The sequence below is a fragment of the Pseudomonadota bacterium genome (genome assembly GCA_030860485.1).
GTDB lineage: Bacteria > Pseudomonadota > Gammaproteobacteria > JACCXJ01 > JACCXJ01 > JACCXJ01.
On the sequence record JALZID010000204.1, the window covers coordinates 1 to 24127 of the forward strand.

General features: G+C 61.5%; 16 protein-coding genes and 1 pseudogene. 3 read left to right on the forward strand and 14 right to left on the reverse strand.

Annotated elements, in window-relative coordinates:
- The 7 genes and pseudogenes from M3461_11815 to rpe all read right to left on the reverse strand — a co-directional run.
- On the reverse strand, positions 1–1402 hold a 1402-nt coding region (locus tag M3461_11815; protein ID MDQ3774989.1), incomplete at its 3' end, for an aconitate hydratase.
- A 44-nt stretch (positions 1403–1446) separates the two neighbouring features.
- Positions 1447–1800, reverse strand: a complete 354-nt coding sequence (locus M3461_11820) for a carboxymuconolactone decarboxylase family protein (GenBank protein MDQ3774990.1) — start codon at positions 1798–1800, stop codon at positions 1447–1449.
- Between the two features lie 94 nt (positions 1801–1894).
- Positions 1895–2292, reverse strand: a pseudogene (locus M3461_11825) (hypothetical protein).
- A 130-nt stretch (positions 2293–2422) separates the two neighbouring features.
- Positions 2423–4738 carry a heavy metal translocating P-type ATPase gene (locus M3461_11830; GenBank protein MDQ3774991.1) on the reverse strand — a complete coding sequence of 772 codons (2316 nt, stop codon included), beginning with the start codon at positions 4736–4738 and terminating at the stop codon, positions 2423–2425.
- 10 nt (positions 4739–4748) lie between these two features.
- Positions 4749–6170, reverse strand: a complete 1422-nt coding sequence (gene trpE, locus M3461_11835) for an anthranilate synthase component I (protein ID MDQ3774992.1) — start codon at positions 6168–6170, stop codon at positions 4749–4751.
- 94 nt (positions 6171–6264) lie between these two features.
- On the reverse strand, positions 6265–6933 hold the full coding sequence (locus M3461_11840) for a phosphoglycolate phosphatase (protein ID MDQ3774993.1): 669 nt from the start codon (positions 6931–6933) through the stop codon (positions 6265–6267).
- Positions 6930–7607: a ribulose-phosphate 3-epimerase gene (gene rpe / locus M3461_11845; GenBank protein MDQ3774994.1), complete on the reverse strand. Its 678-nt coding sequence runs from the start codon at positions 7605–7607 to the stop codon at positions 6930–6932. The genes M3461_11840 and rpe overlap by 4 nt, the downstream gene beginning before the upstream one ends.
- A gap of 269 nt (positions 7608–7876) precedes the next feature.
- On the opposite strand from rpe, the gene M3461_11850 reads away from it, so the two are divergent.
- Together M3461_11850 and M3461_11855 are read left to right on the forward strand one after the other, a co-directional pair.
- Positions 7877–8554, forward strand: coding sequence for a response regulator transcription factor (locus tag M3461_11850; GenBank protein MDQ3774995.1), 678 nt, complete (start codon positions 7877–7879; stop codon positions 8552–8554).
- The gene (locus M3461_11855) at positions 8541–9929 is read left to right on the forward strand and encodes a HAMP domain-containing histidine kinase (protein ID MDQ3774996.1); all 1389 of its coding nucleotides are present in this window, start codon (positions 8541–8543) and stop codon (positions 9927–9929) included. The genes M3461_11850 and M3461_11855 overlap by 14 nt, the downstream gene beginning before the upstream one ends.
- Before the next feature lie 166 nt (positions 9930–10095).
- On the opposite strand, the gene M3461_11860 is transcribed toward M3461_11855, so the two are convergent.
- Together M3461_11860 and M3461_11865 are read right to left on the reverse strand one after the other, a co-directional pair.
- Positions 10096–10521, reverse strand: a complete 426-nt coding sequence (locus M3461_11860; protein MDQ3774997.1) for a type II toxin-antitoxin system VapC family toxin — start codon at positions 10519–10521, stop codon at positions 10096–10098.
- Positions 10518–10757, reverse strand: a complete 240-nt coding sequence (locus tag M3461_11865) for a DUF2191 domain-containing protein (protein ID MDQ3774998.1) — start codon at positions 10755–10757, stop codon at positions 10518–10520. The genes M3461_11860 and M3461_11865 overlap by 4 nt, the downstream gene beginning before the upstream one ends.
- Positions 10758–11110: 353 nt before the next feature.
- On the opposite strand from M3461_11865, the gene M3461_11870 reads away from it, so the two are divergent.
- On the forward strand, positions 11111–11536 hold the full coding sequence (locus M3461_11870) for a sensor histidine kinase (GenBank protein MDQ3774999.1): 426 nt from the start codon (positions 11111–11113) through the stop codon (positions 11534–11536).
- A 229-nt stretch (positions 11537–11765) separates the two neighbouring features.
- Here the strand turns inward: M3461_11870 and M3461_11875 are convergent, their stop codons facing one another.
- The 5 genes from M3461_11875 to M3461_11895 form a co-directional block, all read right to left on the reverse strand.
- On the reverse strand, positions 11766–13145 hold the full coding sequence (locus M3461_11875) for a sigma 54-interacting transcriptional regulator (protein ID MDQ3775000.1): 1380 nt from the start codon (positions 13143–13145) through the stop codon (positions 11766–11768).
- Positions 13146–13224: 79 nt separating this feature from the next.
- Positions 13225–13566 carry a hypothetical protein gene (locus M3461_11880; protein MDQ3775001.1) on the reverse strand — a complete coding sequence of 114 codons (342 nt, stop codon included), beginning with the start codon at positions 13564–13566 and terminating at the stop codon, positions 13225–13227.
- 160 nt (positions 13567–13726) lie between these two features.
- A complete protein-coding gene (locus M3461_11885; GenBank protein MDQ3775002.1) occupies positions 13727–18106 on the reverse strand; it encodes an Ig-like domain-containing protein in 4380 nt (1459 codons plus the stop codon).
- A gap of 170 nt (positions 18107–18276) precedes the next feature.
- Positions 18277–18621: a hypothetical protein gene (locus M3461_11890; protein ID MDQ3775003.1), complete on the reverse strand. Its 345-nt coding sequence runs from the start codon at positions 18619–18621 to the stop codon at positions 18277–18279.
- A gap of 56 nt (positions 18622–18677) precedes the next feature.
- Complete coding sequence (locus M3461_11895; protein ID MDQ3775004.1) at positions 18678–23927, reverse strand: S8 family serine peptidase; 5250 nt, start codon at positions 23925–23927, stop codon at positions 18678–18680.
- Positions 23928–24127 lie beyond the last annotated feature (200 nt).

Genomic DNA, 24127 nt, shown 5'->3' on the forward strand with positions numbered 1-24127 from the left:
CTTCCACCGTATCCGGGAATGGATGAAACGGTGGAAGCGGCTGAATATTCGGCCCCTTCTCAAGCTCAACAGGCTCGCTTTCTTCGGCAGGTGGCGCGACCATAGCCGTGTTAATAATGGGTTGGTCAGGCTCTTTACATCTTGGGTATTCCATTTGCAATGTCCTTGGATCGGTAATCACGCCAGCGAGCGCCGAAGCCGCCGCCGTTTCAGGGCTGCACAAATAGACCTGATCGTCTTTCGTGCCGGAACGGCCCGGGAAATTACGCGGCACGGTACGCAGGCTGATCCGCCCGGTGGCCGGTGCCTGTCCCATCCCAATGCAACCATTGCAGCCGGCCTGATGGATGCGGCCACCGGCCCGGATCAGTTTTCCCAGAAGTCCCGTCTGCGTCAGGTTTTCCAGAATCTGTCGGGAAGTGGGATTAATGTCGAAAGAAACCCGGCCGTGCACTTGCTTGCCATCGACCATCAGCGCGGCGATGGCGAAATCGCGCAATCCCGGGTTGGCCGATGAGCCGATCATGGCTTGATAGATTTCCCGGCCTGCCGCGTCACGCACAGGCACGACATTGCCCGGGCTGCTCGGATAGGCGATGAGCGGCTCGAGCTCGGATAGGTTGATCTCTTCGTATGCATCGTATTCGGCATTCTCGTCGGCAACGATTTCCACCCAATCTCCACCACGGCCCTGGGATTCGAGGAAACGCTCAACCGCCGCATCCGAGGGGAACATCGTCGTGGTAGCGCCAAGCTCGGCCCCCATGTTGGCAATCACGTGGCGATCCATGGCCGTCAGTCCATCCAGCCCCGGACCATAATACTCGATGATTGTGCCGATGCCGCCGGCGACGCCATGGCGGCGCAACATCTCGAAAATGACGTCTTTGGCGCTCACCCACTCGGGAAGATCGCCGATCACCCTGACACCCCAAATTTTCGGCATCTTGATGTAGAACGGTTCGCCTGCCATCGCCAGCGCGACCTCCAGGCCGCCGGCGCCGATCGCCAACATTCCAAGCGAGCCGGCGGCGCAGGTGTGGCTATCCGAGCCCAGCAATGTCTTGCCTGGTATGCCGAAGCGTTCCATGTGCACCGGATGGCTCACGCCGTTTCCGGCACGGCTGTACCAGATGCCAAACTTTTTGCAGGCGCTGCGCAGAAACAGATGATCGTCCGGATTCTTGAAATCGGTCTGAAGCAGGTTGTGATCCACGTATTGCGCGGACAGCTCGGTCTTGATTCGGGAAAGGTTCATCGCTTCGAGCTCGAGCATCACCATGGTTCCGGTGGCATCCTGGGTCAGGGTCTGGTCGATTCTAAGGCCGATCTCTTGTCCGGCTTCCATGCGGCCCTCGACCAGATGGCTGCCGATCAACTTTCGGCTGACATTCTTGCCCACGCCTTCAACCTCTCTTGTTCTCGTGGGGAAATTGGACGGGGCGCTCACGACGTTCCGCCGCCGGACCGGCCCGCTTCCAATTGACTCATGGTCTCAAGCGCAAGGTTCGCATGGGCGTAAGCGCCGCCCGCGCGCATTTCGGCGGCGACCCAAATCGCTTCCATCACCTCCTGCTCGGTCGCCCCGTGCTTCACCGCAAGCTCGGTGTGGCCGCGAATGCAGTACGGACATTGGGTGACGTGGGCCACCGCGACCGCGATCAACTGCTTGGTCTTGACGGGCAGCGCGCCATCGGCGAACACGCGTGCGCTGAAAGCCTTGAACGCGGCGGAGATGTCCGGTGCGAGCTGGGCGTGTTTGCGTGCGAGTTCTTTGCTCAGTGGGGGATAAAGGTCCATGTTGTCTCCTCGTTCAAATCGAATAGGCTAAATCCGACGCGCTTGCTGCACGTCTAGCGAGCCGATCACGTGGTGGGCATTCGCCAAGCTGCCACGCGTTGAAGTACCTGCCCGCGGTCAGGGCACCGGCGATCAGTAGCGCGGAGTAATTCTGAGCGCCAGACGCGAGCACCGGTCTCCCTATCGAGAAAGTGGTAGTAGAAGCCCTTGAAACCGGTCGCCTGCGGAATTTCGCTCTGATCGCTATCGTGGAAGAAACGCCGCGCCGCGAGGCTGCGTTCGACCGCATCGGCCCGCCCCATCCAACCGCGCTCCACCGCCACCGGATAGACCGACAAGGCGAAGCCGACTACGGCGATGCTGACTGGCGAAGCCGCGCGCGAGGTGTCGGCGATCAACCCAATTGGCTGGATTCACGGCCTCCAGGAAGTAGCCGAGCGCGCCACGCTGCAGACGATCGAGCAGCGCTTCGCCGCTTGGCACAGCGTCCACCGGAACCTACGCCGCGACTTTGACGGGGTGCCGGAATCGCAGCAGCGCCGCGTCCACGGGTTGCCGATAGGTGAGATTCGAGGCGTGCGCCGCACCGGCGATCATCATGCTGTAGCCGGCTAGTTCGCATTCACTGCGGTGCTTTGCGCAGACGCAGCGCATTGCCGATGACCGACACCGAGCTCAGACTCATGGCCAGGGCCGCGATCATCGGTGACAGCAGCCATCCGGTAAACGGGAATAGCACACCAGCGGCCAAGGGCACGCCCAGCGCGTTGTAGACGAAGGCGAAGCCGAGATTTTGTTTCATGTTGGCGATGGTTTCCTCTGAGATGGCCCGGGCCTGGGCGATGCCCCGCAGATCGCCCTTGACGAGGGTCACCTGGGCGCTGTTCATCGCTACGTCGGTCCCGGTACCCATCGCCACGCCCACGTCCGCCTTGGCCAGCGCAGGGGCATCGTTGATGCCATCACCGGCCATTGCCACGATGCGGCCCTCGCGCTGCAGCTTGTCCACCAGCGCCAGTTTGTCAGTGGGCTTGACCTCTCCATGCACTTCGTCGATGCCCAGCGTGGCCGCAACCGCCTTCGCCGTCGTCAGGCCATCGCCGGTGGCCATGATCACGCGCATGCCCGATGACCTCAGCGTGGCCAGCGCCTCCGCCGTGCTGGCCTTGATGGGATCGGACACGGCCAGCAAGCCGGCCAGCTGGCCATCAATTGCCAGGACCATCACGCTCGCACCTGTGGCGCGCAGCGCTTCCGCCTGCGACTTAAGGGTTTCGACGGGTACACCCAGTTGGGTCATCAGTGCCGTGTTGCCCAGTGCCAACTGTTTGCCGCCCACGCTGCCGCGAACGCCAATGCCGGTGCTGGATTCAAAGCCCTCGGCCTTGTCGAGCACGAGCCCACGCTCGCGGGCCGCCCTCACGATAGCGTCTGCCAGCGGATGCTCGCTCCCCTGATCGAGACTCGCCGCAAGGCGCAGTACCTCCTCCTCGGTATAGCCCGGGGAGGCCACGGCGCGGTCGAATCGCGGCTTGCCTTCGGTCAGCGTCCCGGTCTTGTCCACGATCAGCGTGTCCACCCTGCGGAAGTTCTCGATCGCCGCCGCGTCGCGGAACAGCACACCCTGGGTCGCGGCCTTGCCGGTGGCGACCATGATCGACATAGGCGTGGCCAGACCGAGGGCGCAGGGGCAGGCAATGATGAGCACGGCCACGGCATTGATCAGGCCGTAGACCCAGCTCGGCTCCGGCCCGAACAGTCCCCAGCCCACGAAACTCAGCAGGGCGATGTTCACGACGGCGACGACGAAGTAGCCGGCCACGTGGTCCGCCATGCGCTGCATCGGTGCTTTGGAGCGCTGCGCCTGCACTACCATTTTCACGATGCTCGCCAGCACGGTCTGCGAGCCCACCCGCTCCGAGCGCATCACCAGCGCACCGTTCGTGTTCAGCGTCGCGCCGATCAGCTTGTCCCCGACGCGCTTCGTCACGGGCATCGGCTCGCCGGTCAGCATGGATTCATCCACCGCGCTGCCGCCCTCGACGACGACACCGTCGACGGGCACCTTCTCGCCTGGGCGCACACGCAGCGTGTCACCGATATGAACGTGGGTGAGGGGAACGTCCTCCTCGGCGCCGTCGGCATTGATCCGGCGTGCCGTCTTGGGCGCGAGGCCCAGCAAGGACTTGATCGCAGCCGACGTCTGCGAACGCGCCTTGAGCTCCAGGATCTGACCGAGCAGGGTCAGCGAAATGATCACCGCTGCAGCCTCGAAGTAGACCGACACACGACCCATGGCCACGAACGACGCCGGAAACACGCCCGGCGCCACCGTGGCGACGACGCTGTAGAGGAAGGCCGCGGAGGTGCCCAATCCGATCAGCGTCCACATGTTCGGGCTGCGATGGACCACCGACTGCACCGCGCGCTCGAAGAACGGCCAGCCCGCCCACAGGACGATGGGCAACGTGAGCACGAGCTCAATCCAGCTTTGTGTCGCCATGTCGAACCATTGCAAGCGGTGGCCTGCCATCGCGAGCACGGTAACGATGACGGTCAGTGGCAGGGTCCAGATGAATCGCCTCCGGAAGTCCAACAGTTCGGGGTTCTCGCCCTCGTCGAGGCTCGGCATTTCGGGCTCGAGCGCCATGCCGCATTTGGAGCAGGCCCCCGGGTGGTCCTGCCGCACCTCGGGGTGCATCGGGCAGGTGTAGACGCTACCCTCGACCACCGGCTCGGGCATTGCCGGTGCCGGTGCAGCGGCGCCTGAAGCGGTCACCGGATACTTGGCCGGGTCGGCCGCGAACTTGGCCTTGCAGCCCGCGCCGCAAAAGTAAACCGGCCTGCCGTCGTGATGGAACACGTGCGGAGATTGAACGGTCACCGTCATTCCGCACACGGGGTCTTTCAGCGGTTGAACCGCATCAGCGAGCATCATCGCCGCCTTCTTATCCCTTCAACCCCCGCTCCGCCATCGCCACCGCCTGGAAGATGGCGCGGCCCTTGTTCAGGGTCTCCTTCCATTCGAGCCTCGGTACCGAGTCGGCGACGATGCCGGCACCGGCCTGGATGTGCAGGGTGCCGTCCTCGATGAGCGCGGTGCGGATGGCGATGGCGGTGTCCATGTTGCCGGCCCAGGAGAGATAACCGACGGCGCCCGCATAGACGCCGCGCTTGACGGGCTCCAGCTCGTCGATGATCTCCATGGCGCGGATCTTCGGCGCGCCGCTCACGGTGCCGGCGGGGAAGGTGGCGCGCAGCACGTCCAGCGGTCCTATGCCGGCCCGCAGCCGGCCGGTGACGTTGGAGACGATGTGCATCACGTGGGAGTAACGCTCGGTGATCATCCGATCGGTCACCTGTACGCTGCCGGTCTCGGCCACCCGGCCGATGTCATTGCGTCCGAGATCGATGAGCATGAGGTGCTCCGCAAGCTCCTTGGGGTCGTTCAGGAGCTCGTGTTCCAAGGCCCGATCCTCCGCCGGGTCCCGTCCACGACGCCGGGTTCCGGCAATGGGGCGGACCGTGACCAGCCCGTCCTCGACCCGCACCAGGATCTCCGGCGAGGAACCGGCGATATGAAAATCCCGGAGGTTCAGATAATAGAGGTAGGGGGACGGGTTCAGGCACCGCAGCGCCCGGTACAGATTGACAGGAGGCGCCGCGAAACCGACGGACAGGCGCTGCGAGAGCACCACCTGCATGACGTCGCCTTCGCGGATGTAATGCTTGATCCGGGACACGGCCGCCTCGAAGTCCTCGCGCGCGAAGCTCGGCTCGAAGTCGCCCTCCCCGACGGTCCTCGGTGAATGAGACGGCGGCGCCGGCGGCCCGTCGCGCCCCAGTCGCTCGACGAGCGCCGCCAGCCGCACCTCGGCCTGCTCCAGGGCGCCGGGTCCCGTCGGGTCCGCGTGTACGATGCAATACAGCCGACCGCTCAGGTTGTCGAACACCAGGACCTCGTCGGAGACCATCAACAGGATGTCCGGGCAGCCGAGCGGATCGGACTTGGCCGCGCCGCGCAATCTGGGCTCGACGTAACGCACCGTGTCATAACCGAAATAGCCCACCAGCCCGCCAGAGAAGCGCGGCAGATCGGCGCTCACGGGCACGCGGAAGCGCTGGCGGAAGGCGTCGATCCAGGCGAGCGGATCGGGGGTGTCGGTGCGCTCGACGACCTCGCCCTGCCGCTCCACGAAAACGCTCTCGCCGCACACCTTGACGACGGTGGCGGCGGGAAGTCCGATGATGGAATAGCGACCCCACGTCTCGCCGCCCTGGACGGACTCGAAGAGATAGGAATAGGGCCCGGCGGCGAGCTTGAGATAGGCGCTGAGCGGCGTGTCGAGATCGGCGAGGATCTCGCGCATGACCGGGACGCGGTTATAGCCCCGGCGCGCGAGATCCGCGAGGTCCGGCGGGCGCAGGGTCGGGGTCGGCAGGGGTGCCACTGAATCGAACTGGTCAGACGAAATCCGACAGCTCGGCGAGCGAATCGATGATGGCGTCCGGCCGCGCCTCTACGATGTCCTCGCCGTTGTGGTAGCCATAGCGGACGCAGATGACCGGGATACAAGCCGCGCGTGCCGAGGACACGTCGTTGACGGAGTCGCCGACCATGAGGGTTTCCCCTGGGACGATCCCCAGGGCCTCGACGGCGTGCAGGAGCGGGGCGGGATCCGGTTTGCGCGTGCTCAGGGTGTCACCCGACACCACGATGGCAAAGTCTCGCAGGAGCCCGAGGGCGGCCAGCAAGGGCTCGGTGAAACGCCCACGTTTATTGGTCACGCACCCGACTTGCATCCCGCTCGCCAGCAGATAATCGAGTCCTTCGCGCACGCCGGGGTAGAGGCGGCTCCGGCGGCAGGGGTTTTCACCGTAGATCTCCGAGAAACGCCCAAAGGCGGAGCGAAACAGATCGCCGTCGGGCTCGAGCTCCCCATCGCCCGTGAGCGCGCGCTTGACCAGGCGTTCGGCACCGCTGCCGATCCAGTTCCGGACCCGGGACTCGCCGCAGGCGGGCCGGCCGAGCGAGAAGAGCATCGCATCGATGCTGAAGGCAAGGTCCGGCGCGCTGTCGACGAGCGTACCGTCGAGGTCGAACAAGACGAGCTTGGGGCGCGCGAAGCTCAAGGTCTCGCCCGGGCCAGCTCCGCCCGCAGGGCGGACACGGTGGCGGCGTAATCGGGGCTATCGAAGACGGCCGTGCCGGTCACGAAGGTGTCGGCCCCCGCCGCGGCGATGCGCCGGATGTTGTCCAGACACACCCCCCCATCGACCTGCAACCGGATGTCCCGGCCGCTCGCCTCGATGAGCTTGCGGGTCTCTTCGACCTTGGCATAGGTCGTTTCGATGAAGGGCTGGCCGCCGAAGCCGGGATTGACGGACATGAGGAGGACCATATCGAGCCGCTCCCACACATAGCCGAGGTGGGCGAGCGGCGTGGCCGGATTGAGCGAGAGCCCGGCCCGGCAGCCCTGCTCCCGGATGAGCCCTAGCGTGCGGTCCACGTGCTCGCTGGCCTCTGGGTGAAAGGTGATATAGTCGGCGCCGGCCGCCGCGAACTCGGGGACGATCCGATCGACCGGCTTGACCATCAGATGGACATCGATGGGGGCATCGATCCCGTAGCGCCGCAGCGCCCGGCACACGGCGGGACCGAAGGTGAGGTTCGGGACATAGTGATTGTCCATGACATCGAAGTGTACCCAGTCGGCGCCCGCGCGCAGCACCTCCGCCACCTCCTCGCCGAGGCGGGCCAGATCGGCCGCGAGGATGGAGGCGGCGATGGTATAGCGGCGAGACATGGGTCAAGAGGGGCCGTCTGGGAACGAGCCGGCACTTTACCGGATCCGCAGAGGCTTTGCAGCCGCTGGGATCTCCCGCCTCTCTCGGGGCCTCTCGGCGAGGGGTCGTAGGAAACGGGCAGCGCTCTTCGGCCGGAGGCAGAGAAAAAAAAGGGGGAGGCTCGATGCCTCCCCGCGCAAGTTCAGGCTAAAACAATAGGCGTATTAGACAGGGAGGCGCCTTTCCGTAGCATGAACAGGACATTACGATTCGTTAATCCTCGTCCTTCATGCGTATCCTCCTGATCGAAGACGATAAACAGGCCGCGGCCTACCTGGTCAAGGGGCTCAATGAGGCCGGCTTCAATGTCGAGCACGCGCCCGACGGCCGGGACGGACTCTATCTCGCCACCAGCGAGTCATTCGATCTCGTCATCGTCGACCGCATGCTGCCCGGGCTCGACGGTCTGGCGATCATCCAGGCGCTGCGCGCCCAAGGCCACAAGACGCCTATCCTCATCCTGAGCGCGCTCGCCCAGGTCGATGACCGGGTGCGTGGGCTGCGCGCGGGGGGCGACGATTACCTCACCAAGCCTTACTCGTTCGCGGAGCTCATGGCCCGCATCGAGGCCCTGTTACGGCGCGGTCAGGCCCAGGCCGTCGTTACCACCTTGGAGGTGGCGGGGCTCCACATGGACCTCGTGGGCCGCACGGTAGCGCGCGATGGCCGGCGCATCGAATTACAGCCGCGCGAGTTCCGGCTCCTCGAGCATCTCATGCGTCACGCCGGTCAGGTGGTGACGCGCACGATGTTGCTCGAGGCCGTCTGGGACTATCACTTCGATCCTCAGACCAACGTAATCGACGTACACATGAGCCGCCTGCGGCAGAAGATCGACAAGGGATCCGACAGGCCCCTCCTGCACACCGTGCGCGGGGCGGGGTACACCCTGCGTGAAGACCCCTAGAGTACTGCGGAGCTCGACCTTCCGGCTGTCGGCCCTGTACATGGCCTTGTTCTGGGCCTCGACGGCCATCCTGCTGGGATTCATCCGGTATGCGACCGTCGGCATGATGGACCGCGAGACCCGCGAGCGCATCGATGTCGACTACCAGGTCCTGACCCAGACATATCGGCACGCCGGGATCCAGGGCCTGCGCCGGATGGTCGAGGAACGCTCGGGCGATAGGGCCGTGGCGGGGGCGCTCTACCTCCTGGTCGATACGCACAGCCGGCCGCTCGCCGGTAACCTGGCCTTCTGGCCGGACGACAGCGGCGTCGAAGCGGGTTGGATCCGGCTCGCGATCCAGATGCCCGGGGCCTCCGGGTACCTCCACCACCAGGCCACGGCCCGCATCGCCCGGCTGCCCAATCACTATCGCCTCTTGGTCGGCAGGGATATCCAGGATCGGCTGGTGTTCCAGGAGTTGATCACGCAGAGCCTGCTCTGGTCCGTCGTGATCGTCGGCGTTCTGAGCCTGATCGGCGGGGTCATCATCAGCCAGCGGATGCTCCGCCGGGTCGATGAGCTGGCCCGCACTGCGAACACCATCATCCAAGGCGACCTCGGCACGCGTCTGCCGGTCCAGGGGATCGGCGATGAGTTCGACCGCGTCGCCCAGAACGTCAACCGGATGCTGGACCAGATCGAGCGCCTGACCTCGGGCATGCGCACCGTGATCGATAGCGTCGCGCACGATCTGCGGGGTCCGCTGACGCGCATCCGGGGCCATATCGAGCTGGCGCTCGCGGGCCCCACCGACGCCATGGCCTACCGCCAGGCACTCGACACGGCGCTCGCCGAGAGCGAGCGGCTCCACCGTACGGTCGATGCCCTGCTGCAGATCGCCCAGGCCGAATCCGGGACCCTCGGGATGGAGATGGAGCCGATCGATCTCGCCGCCGTCGCACGCGATGTGCTGGACCTCTACCAGCCGTTCGCCGAGGACAAGGCGCTCCGGATCGAACACGACATTGGAGCCGGCCACTGGATCCGGGGCAATCGCCAGTTGCTCGCCCAGGGACTTGCAAACCTCGTCGACAACGCCATCAAGTACACCCCGGAAGGCGGGCGGATCGGCCTTCGCGTGTCGTTCTCGGGCGGAGAGACGCGCCTCGAAGTCTGGGACAGCGGACCCGGTATACCCGAGGCGGATCGGGCCCGGGTGCTGGAGCGCTTCGTACGCCTGGATGGGAGCCGCACGACGCCCGGCAGCGGTCTCGGCCTGAGCCTGGTCGCGGCCGTGGCCAAGCTCCACGGCGCCCGCCTCACCCTCGGCGACAACGCCCCGGGCCTCTGCGTCGTCCTGGCCTTCGAGGGGGCGACCCGTGCCGAGGGATGACGCGCGGAGCCCGGAGATCCGCCTCCCTGCGCGTCGTTACGCCTGAACTTTTCTCAAGCTGGTGTCCTCGCCCGTGCAACGTTCGTTTGAGGAAGATCTCGAAGCGCTTGCGCGGATCGTCTGGCGTGGCCGGTGAGTGATAATAAGTTACTAAGAACTATCGAGCTTATGACGGAAGGCGCCATCGCAGTCCAGGGAAACGAGCGTAGTCCCTGTCCAAGGTCACCCACTCGCAGCCCGATTCGAGTGCCAGCGCCGCGTACCACGCGTCAGGTACCAGGTTGCCGCAAGCATCAGCGTCTTTGCACAGACGGGAAAAGATGGACCAGTGCTGCGATCCGGGCTGTATCAGTACGCAATGGGGCTGAGCCATGAGGGTTTCGCAGAATTCGACGACTTCGGCGAGAGCGCTAGGGTGGGAGAAAATCTTGGGATGGGTTGTCACCCGGATGAGCCCGCTCAGCACTTGCGGAGAGGTGCCGTAGCGCGAGTCGCCGTTGACGACTCCGTCCAGCCAATTTCGACAAAGATGGTGGTCACCAGAGTCGGATCGGAAAGCATGAACGAGGACGTTGACGTCAGGGAGGATCATGGCTCCTCCATCCGGTCCTGGAGATCGCTCGACCGGTTCAGGTCGACGCCCGGCAGCGTACCGCCCGACCTTTTGGAGATTGGCAATTGCACCCGTGTTCGCCTCGCCGCCTTGGATTCAGCCAGCACGGTCTTTAGGCCCTCTTCGACCAGCGAGGTCAGAGTTCGGCCTTGCTCGGCGGCCTTCTTCTTGGCCCTGTGCAGTAGATCGTCTGATAGTCGGATCGTCGTTCTCATATGTCAAAGAATATGTCGTGGGCATTAGTATGTCAATGAAGTCGGAGCGGACGCAAGATGAAGACCCTGACCAGCTGCTCGTGGTCACGGTCTGCGCCATTGGGGGAAGCTTATCCATCTCGAGGACATCATCGGCGCGTTCCTCTGCGGCATCGCCATCAGCCAGGTACCCGCCGAAGGCCCCGCGCGAGAAGCTCGCTCTTCATCCGCGGCTCCTTCGTCGTAGTCGGGATCCGCGATTAAGGGGTCAGGCGGAAATATATCGAGCCTGGCCGAGCCTGGCCCCTTTAACCCACCAAGCCCTACTCGTTGGCGGAGCTCATGCGATCGATCTCGCCGCCGTCGCACGTGATGTGCTGGACCTCTACCAGCCGTTCGCCGAAGACAAGGCGCTCCGGATCGAACACGACATCGGAGCCGGCCACTGGATCCGGGGCAATCGCCAGTTGCTCGCCCAAGGGCTTGCGAACGTCATCGACAACGCCATCAAGTACACCCCGGAAGGCGGACGGATCGGCCTTCGCGTGTGGTTCTCGGGCGGAGAGACGCGCCTCGAAGTCTGGGACAGCGGACCCGGTATACCCGAGGCGCATCGGGCCCGGGTGCTGGAGCGCTTCGTACGCCTGGATGGGAGCCGCACCACGCCCGGCAGCGGCCTCGGCCTGAGCCTGGTCGCCGCGGTGGCCCAGCACCACGGCGCCAGCCTCACGCTAGGCGACAACGCCCCGGGCGTGCGCGTCGTCCTCGCCTTCGAGGGGGCGACCCGTGCCGAGGGATGACGCGCTCAGTTAGGGAGATCCGCCCTCCCTGTGCGTCGCTACACCTCGGTCAACCCGCCCGCTCGATCGGGTACCGCGGCAGGCGCATGGGATAAGAGCCATCAGGAACGGGCTCATTTGATTCGGGGCTCAGTGCAGCCTAATTAGCCGACATTATTCGAGCCCGGCCCATTTTTTCCCGTCTCCGGCGGCGGCCCTACGTGATGGGCCGCGGTCCTCACGCGTCGACTCACCAGAGAGATGGTTTATACTTCCTATGCTCTCCGAGGTCGTGCTTTCGGAGCAGATAAGGCAAATTTCTTGGGTCAACATGCAGCATGGCTGCCGCTTGCCGCTTGATCCCGTGAGCACGCGAGAGCGCTTCAAGAAGGATTTGTTTTTCCGCCAAGTTCAGTTTTTCCCTTAAACCGGGTTCCACCGCAGGTTCAGGCGCGCTTCCCATCGCGCCGGATTGCGCAAGATTCATGGGGAGACTGGAAGGCCGAATAGCCGGACTCTTTTCAACGATAACCGCATGCTCGATCGCATTTTCGAGCTCCCGCACATTGCCAGGCCAATCATACTGAAGCAGCACACTCAGCGCTTCAGGAGCGATGGAACCAATGTCTTTGCGGACTGTCTTGGCGTGCTGCTGAACAAAGTATTTACCCAGAAGCGGTATGTCTTCCTTTCGCTCACGCAACGGCGGCAGCGAGATCGAGAAGACGTTGAGACGGTAATACAAGTCTTCACGAAACCTGCCTTCGCTGACCGTTTTCACGAGATCGGTATTGGTCGAGGCGAGCACCCGCACATCGACTGATGTCGTCACAGAACTGCCTACGGGCTCAAACTCTCGTTCCTGCAAAACACGCAGCAGCTTGGCTTGCCCGGCGGGCGACATACTGCCTATCTCATCTAAGAGGATTGTGCCGCCGTCAGCCTGCTTAAAACGACCGCGTCGATCGCGAACCGCGCCGGTGAAGGCTCCTCGCACGTGACCAAAGAGCTCGCTTTCCAACAGCGTTTCCGTGAGCGCAGCGCAGTTGACCTTGACGAAGGGACCGCAACAGCGATGGCTGTGGGCATGAATGGCGTTCGCGATGATCTCCTTACCCGTCCCGCTTTCCCCTTGGATCAACACGTTCGCATTACTTTTCGCTACCGAACCGATGAGCCGGCACACATCCCGGATCTTCTCGCTTTGCCCGATGATCATCGGAAAGCTCATGTCTTCTCGCGGAGTGGACCCGCGATCCTCTCCGCGTTCGTCGCGAATGGATAAAGTTCCCTCACTCCTGCAAGCGATCACATAAATATAGCTCCGTGAGTTCCATTCGACCCAGGTCGCGCTCACGTTCACCGCGATGGGCTCCCCGCCTTTCTTTAGCAGTTGCACACCCTCCCAATGGGTCTTCTGGCTCCTCCCTTCAAACATAAGCTCCAGACCGCCCCGGGACCGCACGAGGCGATCAATAGCGAGGCCCTTGAGTTCCTCTGGCCCATAGCCGGAGTCCTTTAACGCCTGGGCGTTCGCCTCAATAACGGTCCTGGTGACGGCATCGACGATAAAGATCGGATCGTTCGCGGCGTCGTAGAAAGCGTGGTGAAGGCCGGTTGCATGGTTCATGATACCCCCTTAGAATGCTCGCTGATTTTACCACCTCTTTCACCCCCCGCCTTTACTTTTTATGAACAAACAAGTTTCGCTATAGCAATTCTAACAGATTTGAGAAGACGTACTCTTTAATCACATGATCAACCGAAGTCCCTACGATCGAAGGCTGATCGGCTGCACTCACCAGAAATAAAACCTTGGCAGCCGGCTGCCGCCGTTGTATAACCGCTGCCCATCGCCGCTCGGACGAGAACGGTTGCGAAACCCCGATCAATACATACTTATAGCGCTTCCCGCGCAATTTGTCCATAGCGTCCCGGACCGTAGCTGCGCACTCTACGTCGGGATATCCCGCCGCGAGGAGAAAATTCTGCAGCTCCTCCCGGAAGTACGCATCGCTGTCACAAATGAGAATGGCAACTAACGCGCTCATTTCCGCCTTCACGCATCGCCGTCATGAGTCTCGCCAGATCGTTCTCCTGTAACAGATCCCGCACACGATCCCCACTTTGATGCAGACGACATCCTAGGGGGCCGCGATCACTGTCACCGTTCCATTCGATCCCAGATACTTGAGCTCCCTGTACTAGCTTCTAAGGAACCACCTCGAGCGATATCTCGTCGATGTCACCATCGGCATTCGTGACCCGAATCGTGGTACGACCTTGAGCAACCGGGCTGACGACCCCGCCTGCATTGACCGTGGCAACAGCAGGATTGTCGGAGGCCCAGACGGTCCGACCCCCCCTTGGATTGGAAAGGGTGAGTCTAACAGGCGCTCCGTTGATGCGTAGACGGAGCGTCCTTGGATCGATGTACGGATAGTTGAAGTACGGAGTTCCGCGAAAGATGTCCGGCGCATGAGGCCTCGAGGCATTCTGAGCTGCGGTCACTCGTGCGGTTAGGAACCGTTGGAGGCGTGCACCATATTGCGCGTTCGTCTCATTGGATCGGTGAGAAACGTCGCGCTCCAGGGGGATGTTGATCTGATTCGCGGGTACCGCAAGGTGATTCAAGAGCAACCCCCAATGACTGGCGTATCCAGCGGGCGCCCGTGGGGGTGCGGCAATAATGCCCTCATGGGCCTCGACGTTCACTTGGATCTGCCCGATCTGGGGACGGCCGCCGGGGAGCGGTAGGCCTCGCCGGCTGGCATCGTGAGCGCGGAAGAAGGGATGCGTAGGGTCATACAGTGCCTCATTGCTGAACGCTTGAGGAGTCCACGTGAGAGGTGCTGCATCCAGAAAATTGAAGCCCTCGTTCGGCCCGCCACCCACGATCCTTGTCTGTATAGTATGACTTTCCCGCGCGTCCGAGACTCCGAGCCCAGGATCCCGCGGATCATGCCCAGGACGGTTGAGACGTGGCTGCACCGGCAGATTCCCGTGTCCAGCCCGTGGGAGAGGTATGGGTGGAGCGTTTTCGGTCCAGGGTCGCGGGGTTATCGCCACCGCAAGTGACAGGGTCTGGACGGCTCCTCCAACGGTCACATCGACTCTGATCGTGCCGCCTTGGACCATGGTGCCTTGCCAGTTGGCGACATCATTATTCCCCGGTCGTTGAATCGCCACACCCCTACCAACAAATCTCCAATTGGAGAAGGTCGCGCCTTGCGGTGCATTCGTCACCTCGTAATTCCCCTGCGTGGCCCTCTCTATCGGTGTTGGCCCGGTCAGACTGAGGCTGACCTGCTCGAGCAGTTCGACTCCGGTTGCATCCCGGGAAGTGATTCCTTCCACGCGCTGTCCGGGGTATCGCAGCCGGAGAAGCAAGCTGTCGTAGTCGAGCCAACCGTGCTCGTCGCCCATGCGCCGTGCAAATCGATTTTCTAAACAGTGGGGGAAAGGCCCGGAGTCAACAACCTGGGCGAAGAGTCCTGGCCGCCTAGATTCCGGCCGAAGACCGGCGGCAGGCAGTGCCTCTGCCTGGAAAACCTCGCCAGTACCTAGGACGGCCAAGTGCGCCAGGCGGCCCTCTCCGAGTGCCCGCCGTGCTGAGATGTCGCCACGGCAAAGCTCGTTACTAATTCGTGTTCCCGGCAACGCAACGACTTCAAAATGGTTATTCAAATGGTCTCGCAGCATAGAGCGTCTGCCAGAGGTAAAGGCATCGAAAAGATCGGCCGCAGAGAAAGCCCGCTGGTCCCAGACTTCAGTGGAGATTCTTGATTCGAGGAGATGCGCTTCGGACAGCAGATGACGCAACAGCTCCGCGGAACAGCGGAGCTTGCCAGAAGCAATAGCCTGGTCCGTCGAGTAAACGAGGCTCTTGCCAAACCCTCGGTCGTGCATCTCGTCCGGTTCGCCGGGGTGGGCCAACACCCGCTCCCCGAAATCGGAAGACAACTCGGACTTCAAGTCGGACTCCGCCCCAAAGTCTCCCGGGAGGCCGCCTTCACCGGCGTGTCTGAAACCTCGGCGAAGGCAAACGCCGCCTACGTGTCCATCAGGATCGACGACACTGTGCCACAGGCCCTGCCCGGTAGCCTCATCCGGCAAGAGTTTGCCTTTCCCGCCTCCGGCGGCGGCGTCATACGGCACCACGAACGATCCTCTCGGCGGGTTCAGCCAGAATTGCAGCGCATAACTCGGGTCTTCAAGCTGGATGTTGAGGTAATCAGGACGCGCATTCAGCATCTCCCCCCACAGCTGCAACCTGAGCTCGCGGGCGAAGCGTCTGGCCCCACGGGTGATGGCTCCGTCGATGACGTGGATATCGAGTTCGCTGTCGTGCGTCAGACTGCGTCTGTTGACGTTGGCAGAGCCGATCTTGGCGTACACATCGTCAATCAGCCAAACCTTGCTGTGCAAAAAGATTTCTTCGGGATGACTGCTGTCCCCGGAGTGCTCCAACTTGGGGACGATTCCTGGGGCCATGCCCTGTGTCATCAAAGCGAACTCACTCTCTACATCTTCTAACCGCGCGCCCTTTACTTTAGGAGCCCGTGAGTCCCTGCGGAGATAGAAGACAAGCACCTTGGCTTTAACGCCGGGTTTCTTCGCTTCAGCCTGCAGAACACGAATGAAGCGATATCGAAACTGCCGCCCATTTGGCTGGCCGGCGTAGTTTGGAAGAACGATGATCAAGTATTCGATGCGATGCACGGCAGCGAGCAGGTCGGTGAGGATCCCGAGCGTGTCGCCCGAGCCGTCGGCCCGCCCTTCCGCATAGGGAGTGGCGTACTGATCTTCGAAATAGATAAACCGCCGAGCCCGCTGAATGGCCCGACGTAAGGTCAGCAATGTCCCCGTTTCACCCAACGGGGCAAAGGGGTAGCTGCAATGCCACGGATAGGTCCGCGTTACTTGGACGAATTGTGATCCCACGCTCTTTGTTGCTGGCGTAACACTCGGATCGATTCGAGGAAGACTACCAGTGGGCAAAACCTCCGAATTGAAATTCCAACGTAGCACGAACGTCGCATTCAGATCGGTAACCGCCGGACCTTCGACCTTCGCGTGGAGATCATGGTAGGGTGCTTCGATCGTATGGAAGGGGGTGTCGAGCCGGTTCGGATTGATATCGATCCCACCACAGAAGCCCACTGCCAGGTCGTTGCCCGCGCTGGCGATCATGAGCTTCTGATGGTGCGAGCCTACTCCCACGTTTGCCGAATCGAATATCGCAAAGCCTTTTCGCCTCGATCCCTGTTTCAGCTTATTGATCCGGTTAACAGCTGCGCTGTTATGTCTGTAATGCATCAAGCTGGGGCTGGGCACTTTCCAGACGAGGGCGTGCACATCGGCACCACCCCGGACGATATCCTCAGTCAGCTTGGCGAAGGTGCTCCCGGCCTGCCCCGGAATCATTTCAAAGTGGTCGCTCAGCCACCATCCTGCAAGGCGCAGAAAGTGTTTATCGGTCGATCCCCGTACCTTCCCCATCGCCTGGACCATCTCCTTAAAGGCGGCTTTCCCGTCGACGAGCGGTGTCACTCGGTTTCCCTCGGTGAAAAGCGGAAGGTGGCTCTCGTTGTGAGCGAACCAGTGTTCCTGGCTGAAGACCTGAGCCATGAAGATAGATTGTAACGACCAGTGTGCCGGTGCGCTGAGTAACTTCCTCGGAGTTCGGCTGCTGCTCGATCCGGAGGGAAGCTCCGTTAGAACACGGTTAGTGATGGACACGGTGCGGTCGCCGGGAGTCGGGGTCGGCAGCGCGACCGTTCCACGGTCTGGAGTCCTCAGTACGTAGGCGGTCGCCGATACCATCTCAGCTACTGTCACGGTGCCCTGAAACGGAAGATCATATTCATCGCGCAATTCCAGGAGAATCCGTTTCGTCAGTTTCGGCAGGAGACCATGCGGCACCTGCGAGCTGGGCAGCTTGACGCGGATCGTCGCGGTGGGTCCCGAGGCGACCCGATGGTAGAAGGAAGTGGGGTCCAACCTGCGCGTCGCCTTATTGGCAGGATCGAAGATCTCCGTCAGGCGCAACCATCCTGGTTCCCCGACGAGGCCGCTGGGCGTGTAAAGTACCTCGAAACCCAAGTGAGGCTTGCCCTCTCCGGTACTGGCGACAAATCCCAGCGCGTCACCTGCTTTTACTTCCACCTGGAACTTACCTTCGATGAAGCGGTTCCGAGTCTCGGCGAGAGTTTTTTTTCCCTTGTTCTGCGTGCTGCTTTGCCAACGCACCAACTCTCTCTTCACTGCCTCGGAGTCGGCCACGCTGGTGATATCAACGTTCCGATAGAGAAACACCACCAGACTCTCGCCGACTACGGATTGGAGATCTTGCACGGCCTGTCCCATCACATTCCCCAAAACCAAAACCGGGGACAGGGGGCCTGGGATCAAGCGCACGGTACCATCGACGACAGCAAGAAGCGGATACTTGCTCAACGCCGAACGCTGAATTTCGATACCGAGATCCGTGTTAAAGACGCCAGCTGGAAGTGGTCCGTAGGGGTGGTGCTCGGACAGGTGACTTGAGTCGCTTGGCGAAGACAGGGGGAAATACACATCCGTTGGCATGGATCGGCCTCCTTTCAGGCAATGATTTCACGATGCTCGTGCTTTGTCTTGCCGTTCCTGTCGATGGCACGCAGATGATAATGGCATTGCTCACGCATTTAACCGGGGAGTTCCGCTGGTCATCCCGTCCCTTCAAGTACCGCTTGCACTTCTACGGAGCAGAGCACGATTCACGCGACTGGGGCTCCACCTCTGACCTGATAACGGAAGTTGCTTCTCACCTTCTGTCCAGGGGAGTCGGGCCAGCCGAGCGAGATTGCGTCCCCCACGCGCAGCTTTTCGAATTCAAATGCGAAGAAACGATACAAATGTGGACCCGCCCCTTCGTACGAGATGAGTGGCACCTCGCCGACAAAGAGGACGGGCGAGACGTCCGCAATTGGGAGCTCCTCCGAGGTGCGAACCATAATCTCGACCGCCTCGCGTGCCTCCCGCCGCTGACGATCAGCATAATAAACTCGCGGCCGCTCGTACCCCCTGCGCACCGCCTCCACGCCGACAATCTCCGGCAGCAACCGACTTCTCATAGACATGCCGACACGAGTACTCTCTGAATTCATTCTCTTTCTCCTTACGCAATTTGCAACTGGTCAAACGCCAGAGCCCGCCCGTCCTTCCGATCCATGCGCAGCAAAATTGCTTGGACCTTGGTCGTATGAAAGCCGGGCTCGGCGCCCCTGATGCACGAGACCGGGAAGCGCAGCGTCTTGAGCATGGTCTTGGTGTAATCCGTCCCTAGGATGACGACGTCATCCTTGCGGCGATCATAAGGGCGCGGCAGCCCGCCGACGTCATCCGAATCTATGAATCCCTTCTTGCGCCGCGCGTCCTCCAAGCCGAGTTTGAAGCCAGTCGCTTCGACGGGCACGCTCGAGCCGTCATAAACCTCGGCCGTGCGAACTAGAATCTCGCGTCCGGTGAGGTCCATCGGTGCTCCCAGATCCCAGCGGAACAGTCCGGAGGCGGTGCTACTCTGCGCTACCATCCCGCGCGTATTGCCATAAAACGTGCCGTTGAATGCTCCAGACGTTTTGCCAAATTCATATTCGTCCGCAGTCAGCCGTCCGGACTTGGAATTACGCTTGCCCAACGCATTGCGGTCGATGTCATGATCTTCGTTATCATCGACAATCGTGGGACCGGTTCGCTCGAAGGAAATGTGGCAGTCTCTAAAGCGCGCAACGCCGGGAGGAATTTCCAGTCCTTCCATGAATTTGCGCAAGTCGTGACCGAGCAGGACAGTACGGAAGAAGGCGCAGCCATAGGCGGTAAGAAACGCCCTTTCGTCAGCTTCGTTCATGACGTTTATGCTGGACCGAAGTTTAGGCAAAAGACCGGTCGCGGGATCCAATTTCCTCAGATCGTCCGAGACCCATTGGGTGTTGAAAAAGTTGTGGTTGGCATCGTGAATATATAACTGACACTTGAATGGGTCAGCGGATGCCTGGTCATAGAACTTGGCCCCATAGTTCGGCCTGACATCCAGATCGGCGGCGGGTAGGATAGTCATGAAGGCAAAGCCCGCCGGTCTGCTCTTCGTCGCACCAATATCGGTTGGCGCGATGGAGATGACGCCTTTCACCGCAAGGCCGCTAATGCCCGTGGCGGCCAGAGCCAATAGCTCAGGCACGACTAGCACCGCTTCGCCACCACGCGAATGCCCGACTAGTCCGACACGCCCAAAATCAATGTGACCACCGAAGATGGGATCGCTGCCCTTGTGCAGTGACTGGAAATGCTGGATGGCACCGAGGACGAGATCTGCCCGATTCTCAATGTTTGGCGGGTCGAGACCGACTGCGCCGCCGAATTGATTGCAGTCCACCGACACGGAGATAATTCCCATCTGAGCCAGCAGTTGCTGGAAATACTCGTAACCCTTGTGATTGGCTATAGGCACAAAACTGCCCGGATTCGTGGCGCGCTCGTGCAAGCGGTTCGCCGGGTCATGGAAGAGGGCGTGATTGCCGTGAGCGATGAACACGATCGGCGCCTTTCCTCCGGCCACCGCCTTTGTGTTGAAGGGGACGTGCGCGCCGCTCTTCTGCCCTGGGTAGAACACATTGCCCTTCACTTCGTAGCTTGTTCCTCGAACGGTCAACGTGACGCTGAAATCATCGGTTCCTACGGCTGAGAGATTGAGCGCGGTCGGGTCGTCGCGAGTCACGCCGGGAGACACGCAGCGGCCCAGCTCCTCGGCGATGCTTCGGATCTCGACCCAACCGCTGGTCTTGCTATAGGCTAAGTAGTGCGGCTTGCCCTCCATCTTGAAAGGCATGATCGTCGTCCAGTCCGGCGCCCACTTGAAGTTGGGATCCTTCGGCGTGCCCCAGATCGTTTTATCCACGCCTTTGCCGTCCGCCTTGATGCGGTCAATGCGCACCTCGCCCGTCCCGGCCATGTATGCCAGATAATGGGGCTTGCCATCGAGGGTAAAGGGCATAAAGTGCGTCCAGCCCGGCGTCCACTTGAGACTGAAATCAAAAGGCGTGCCCCAGATGACGTCCGCGCCTTTGCCATCCGGTTTGATGCGGCTGATGCTGACATTACCGGTGGAGCTGTCGTACCAGAGATAGTGGGGCTTGCCGGTTACCTCAAACGGCATGAAGGTCGCGCCCGTCTTACGCCCCTGCGGCAGCGGCTCTTGCCAGATCGGTTCCATCCCTTTGCCATCCGCCTTGATGCGGTCAATGCGCTCCTCGCCCGTGCCACTCTGGTAAGCGAGGTAGTAGGGCTTGCCACCCAGCGTGAAAGGCATAAAGTGAGTCCAATCCGGCGCCCACTTGATCTTTGGATCAAGCGGCGTGCCCCAGATCGTGTCCACGCCCTTACCGTCAGGCCTGATGCGGTCGATGCGCACCTCGCCGGTCTTCGCCTTGTAGGCGAGGTAATGCGTGCGCGCATCCCCCGACAGCTTGAAGGGCATGAACGTGGTCCAACCGTCGTCCCACTTCATGTATTTGATGACTTCCACGGGCTCTTTCGTCTTAGGGTCAGGTCGCGCACTGGGGAGAATGCGATAATTCCAAGCAGCACCGGTGGAACTGTCGTACGCGAGGTAGTGAGGTTTGCCGTTCAACTCAAAAGGCATGAACGTAGTCCAGCCGGTGAGAAGGACTCGACCGCTGAAGCTCTCGATCAGATCGGGAGGTATCACGCTTTCGTCCGGGTGCATGCCTTCGGCAATGCGCTGACGTACATGCTCGCGCGTTCGCAGCACCATCTGGCCGTAGGGCAATCGTCCCGTAGCATCTACCACGCCGCGCGCAAATGCATCTGAGAGTGTGTGTGGACGAGCGCCCGTTTCTACCACTTGCGCGTACTTGCCGGGACCTTTTATCTCCGGAATCAACCCTTCGGATAGCAGCTCCTCATAACCCCGTAATTCGGGTGAGGCGATCACGGAGAGGTGTCCCAGCCCGGCTTCGCCACGCCGGATCAGCAAATCGCCCGTGTGCAGTCTTCCGTCGAGAGGCGCTCTCGGCGGCGCGACCACTTCGAAATTCTGTCCGAGTTGATCGCGGAGCGCCTCGCGTCCTGGATAAGCAAACGCGTCGAACAATTCCGCAGCAGAGAGCAACCGCCCACTGCCTAGCGGAGTCAACGACTCTGCCATCCCTGCTCGCGAGAGTACGTCGTGAAGCACCTGCGTCGGCGCGCGGGCAACCGCTCGTTCTGCAATCATCTGATCCGCCAATTCGACCAACCCAAAAGCATCTATTTCAGTGGCCGATGAGCTGGTAGAAGTCTGCTCGTTTACTACATCCGTCTCGTACAGCTCTTGCTCTGTGGCCTCGACGTTTTCGTATACGGCGGGTTCCTCGTCCTCTTCTTCCTCGAAAAGCCGATCATCTGGCTCGCTCCCCCATTCCTCGTCAGCGTCACGTGTCCCTGGCTCACGGGATTCGTACGCTTCGAAGGAAACCGTATTCGGATCGCCGAGTGGGTTGGATTCGCCATTCTCCTGAGGCGGGTCCTGGTCCCATGTCCGAGTTGATGAAATGTTGTTTTCGCGATTCACCGTATCCCCCTCGCTTTCCCGATGTAAAGTACGCTGAAGCTGCGGAGCACCGCTTTTCATTTTGCGTGCGGCCTCGACCGCTCTCGTGATGTCGAGATAACCGCTGCCCACCCGATCTAGAACCTCCTCTGGTGCCGTCACGCGCTCTGTATTGGCGAGAAGCAGATTGCGCGTTTCTTCGATCCGCAAGGGCCGTTCTGCGGCTTGAAACATGCACGCGACCGCCCCTGCCACATGAGGCGCGGCCATACTGGTGCCGGACATCAATGTCCACGGCGGCACTTCTGCGCGTGGGTCCCGTGGTGCGGACCGGGCAGCGAGGATGGATTCCCCCGGGGCGATACAATCGGGTTTAAAACGGCCGTCGCGTGTCTTCCCGGCACTGCTGAAAGACGTGAGCTCCCGCTCAGGGGAGTGGGGATTGTAGGCGCCCACGGCAATCGTACGGAAGCCGTTACAGATGGTGCCCGTCGTAGACGAAGGCACGGCATCTTCTGGACGAAACCGCGATTGGCAGTCCGGGCACACCGAGTCACGTTCAATCCAGCAATGGTATCGCCCATCCGTCACATCCTTCCCAATGAGCGTCAGTTCCCAGGGCCCTGTCGGCCCGCCCGTATAGAGGATTATCACGATGTGGTTGTCGAGCGCATTCGGATCGTAACGCCGGTGATAGAGAGTTCCGATATCGCGGCCGCCCGCGGTGAGAGATGCACGTTCGCCCAGGGCCGCGTGTGCGGATATAGACCCGTCAGGGGATCGGATTTCGACATCGAAGACGTCGCGGCCCTCATACCAGACCTCCAGCTTATTCGGCGTAATATCGGCGTCCTCGATCTCCCACACCAGAGTCCGCTTTTCCGCGGGACGCAGTTGGCCCGAGGCGTGTATCCTGCGTTGAAAGTAGTTGCCGCAGCTCTGAACAATGCAACCGCCAGGAGCTGACCTCAGTGCCGCGTCAAGTCCTTGCTCAATGGGCGTGCTACCATCATGTTGTTCACCGTGGCGCCCCATGCTGAGGTTGATCACCCAAGGGCGCTTGTCCGCCGTCCTTACAATGAAGTGCACCGCTTCCAGCAGCGTGACCGAGTCGCCGAGCTTTGCAAGCTCGGTGCGGTCCCATGTGGAGAGATCAACCAATGCGAGATCTGCCTCCGGCGCCACTCCCGTTAGGCCGCATCCACGCCCATTGCCCGCGGCGATACTCGCCACATGCGTGCCGTGGGTACGCCCGCCGATGTCGACATCGGCAGGATGGTAGCCCAGGACCGCATAGGGATTTTCGGCGGCCAGGGCATGGTTGATATCTTCCGCCGTATAGACAATACCGTAGCCGTATGGCTGAGGAGATTTTGGAGAAGGCGGCGGGCGCTGATCCCACAGCGCCAGGATGCGGGTACGGCCGTCGTCATGGCGAAAATCGGGATGGGCGAAGTCGAACCCCCAGTCCACAACGCCGCAGACCACACCCCGTCCGGTTTCCGGTAATGATGGCGGGCGGCGTTCGTATATCCAAGGTTCCGCCTCCGAGAGCCCCTCGGCCGGCTCGATGGGATCGAGCTCCAGGTCGGGGGCCAGCCCAAACCCATGCGGCTCAGCCGGCTTCAGGCTGGTCACGCCTTCTTCTGCCCTAACCTCATGGATGTCCTCGCGCTTCATGCGGAGCGTGGCGATGTCGCCGAACTGCGCAATCACGCGGACGCCTTTGGGCACGATATTAGGTTGGCCCAGGCGCACGATCGCGGCTATCTCATCTTCGCTATCCCCTTCCTCCAGGAGTTCCCATAGTTCCGGATCCATCGGCCCGACCTTTCAGACGCCCACTCGAAACCGCCTGTGAATGCGCGATCGCGCTTCAACGGTGTTATTTCTTAGCGGGCAAGTTTCAGCGTTAGTTGAACACTTGTTTGACATCGACGTGACAAAGTTTCAGCGTTAATTGAACGCTCATGGCTTCCCCTGAAATGGTTTGTTGGGACGAAGGTAAGGTACCTCGCGAA

Bases quoted from the DNA above. Each gene is read 5' to 3' on its own strand.
- M3461_11860 (MDQ3774997.1), bottom strand. From the start codon at position 10,521: ATGATCCTCCCTGACGTCAACGTCCTCGTTCATGCTTTCCGATCCGAC.
- M3461_11875 (MDQ3775000.1), bottom strand. From the start codon at position 13,145: ATGAACCATGCAACCGGCCTTCACCACGCTTTCTACGACGCCGCGAAC.
- M3461_11850 (MDQ3774995.1), top strand. From the start codon at position 7,877: ATGCGTATCCTCCTGATCGAAGACGATAAACAGGCCGCGGCCTACCTG.
- M3461_11880 (MDQ3775001.1), bottom strand. From the start codon at position 13,566: ATGAGCGCGTTAGTTGCCATTCTCATTTGTGACAGCGATGCGTACTTC.
- M3461_11865 (MDQ3774998.1), bottom strand. From the start codon at position 10,757: ATGAGAACGACGATCCGACTATCAGACGATCTACTGCACAGGGCCAAG.
- M3461_11830 (MDQ3774991.1), bottom strand. From the start codon at position 4,738: ATGATGCTCGCTGATGCGGTTCAACCGCTGAAAGACCCCGTGTGCGGA.
- rpe (MDQ3774994.1), bottom strand. From the start codon at position 7,607: ATGTCTCGCCGCTATACCATCGCCGCCTCCATCCTCGCGGCCGATCTG.
- trpE (MDQ3774992.1), bottom strand. From the start codon at position 6,170: ATGCGCGAGATCCTCGCCGATCTCGACACGCCGCTCAGCGCCTATCTC.
- M3461_11820 (MDQ3774990.1), bottom strand. From the start codon at position 1,800: ATGGACCTTTATCCCCCACTGAGCAAAGAACTCGCACGCAAACACGCC.
- M3461_11885 (MDQ3775002.1), bottom strand. From the start codon at position 18,106: ATGCCAACGGATGTGTATTTCCCCCTGTCTTCGCCAAGCGACTCAAGT.
- M3461_11895 (MDQ3775004.1), bottom strand. From the start codon at position 23,927: ATGGATCCGGAACTATGGGAACTCCTGGAGGAAGGGGATAGCGAAGAT.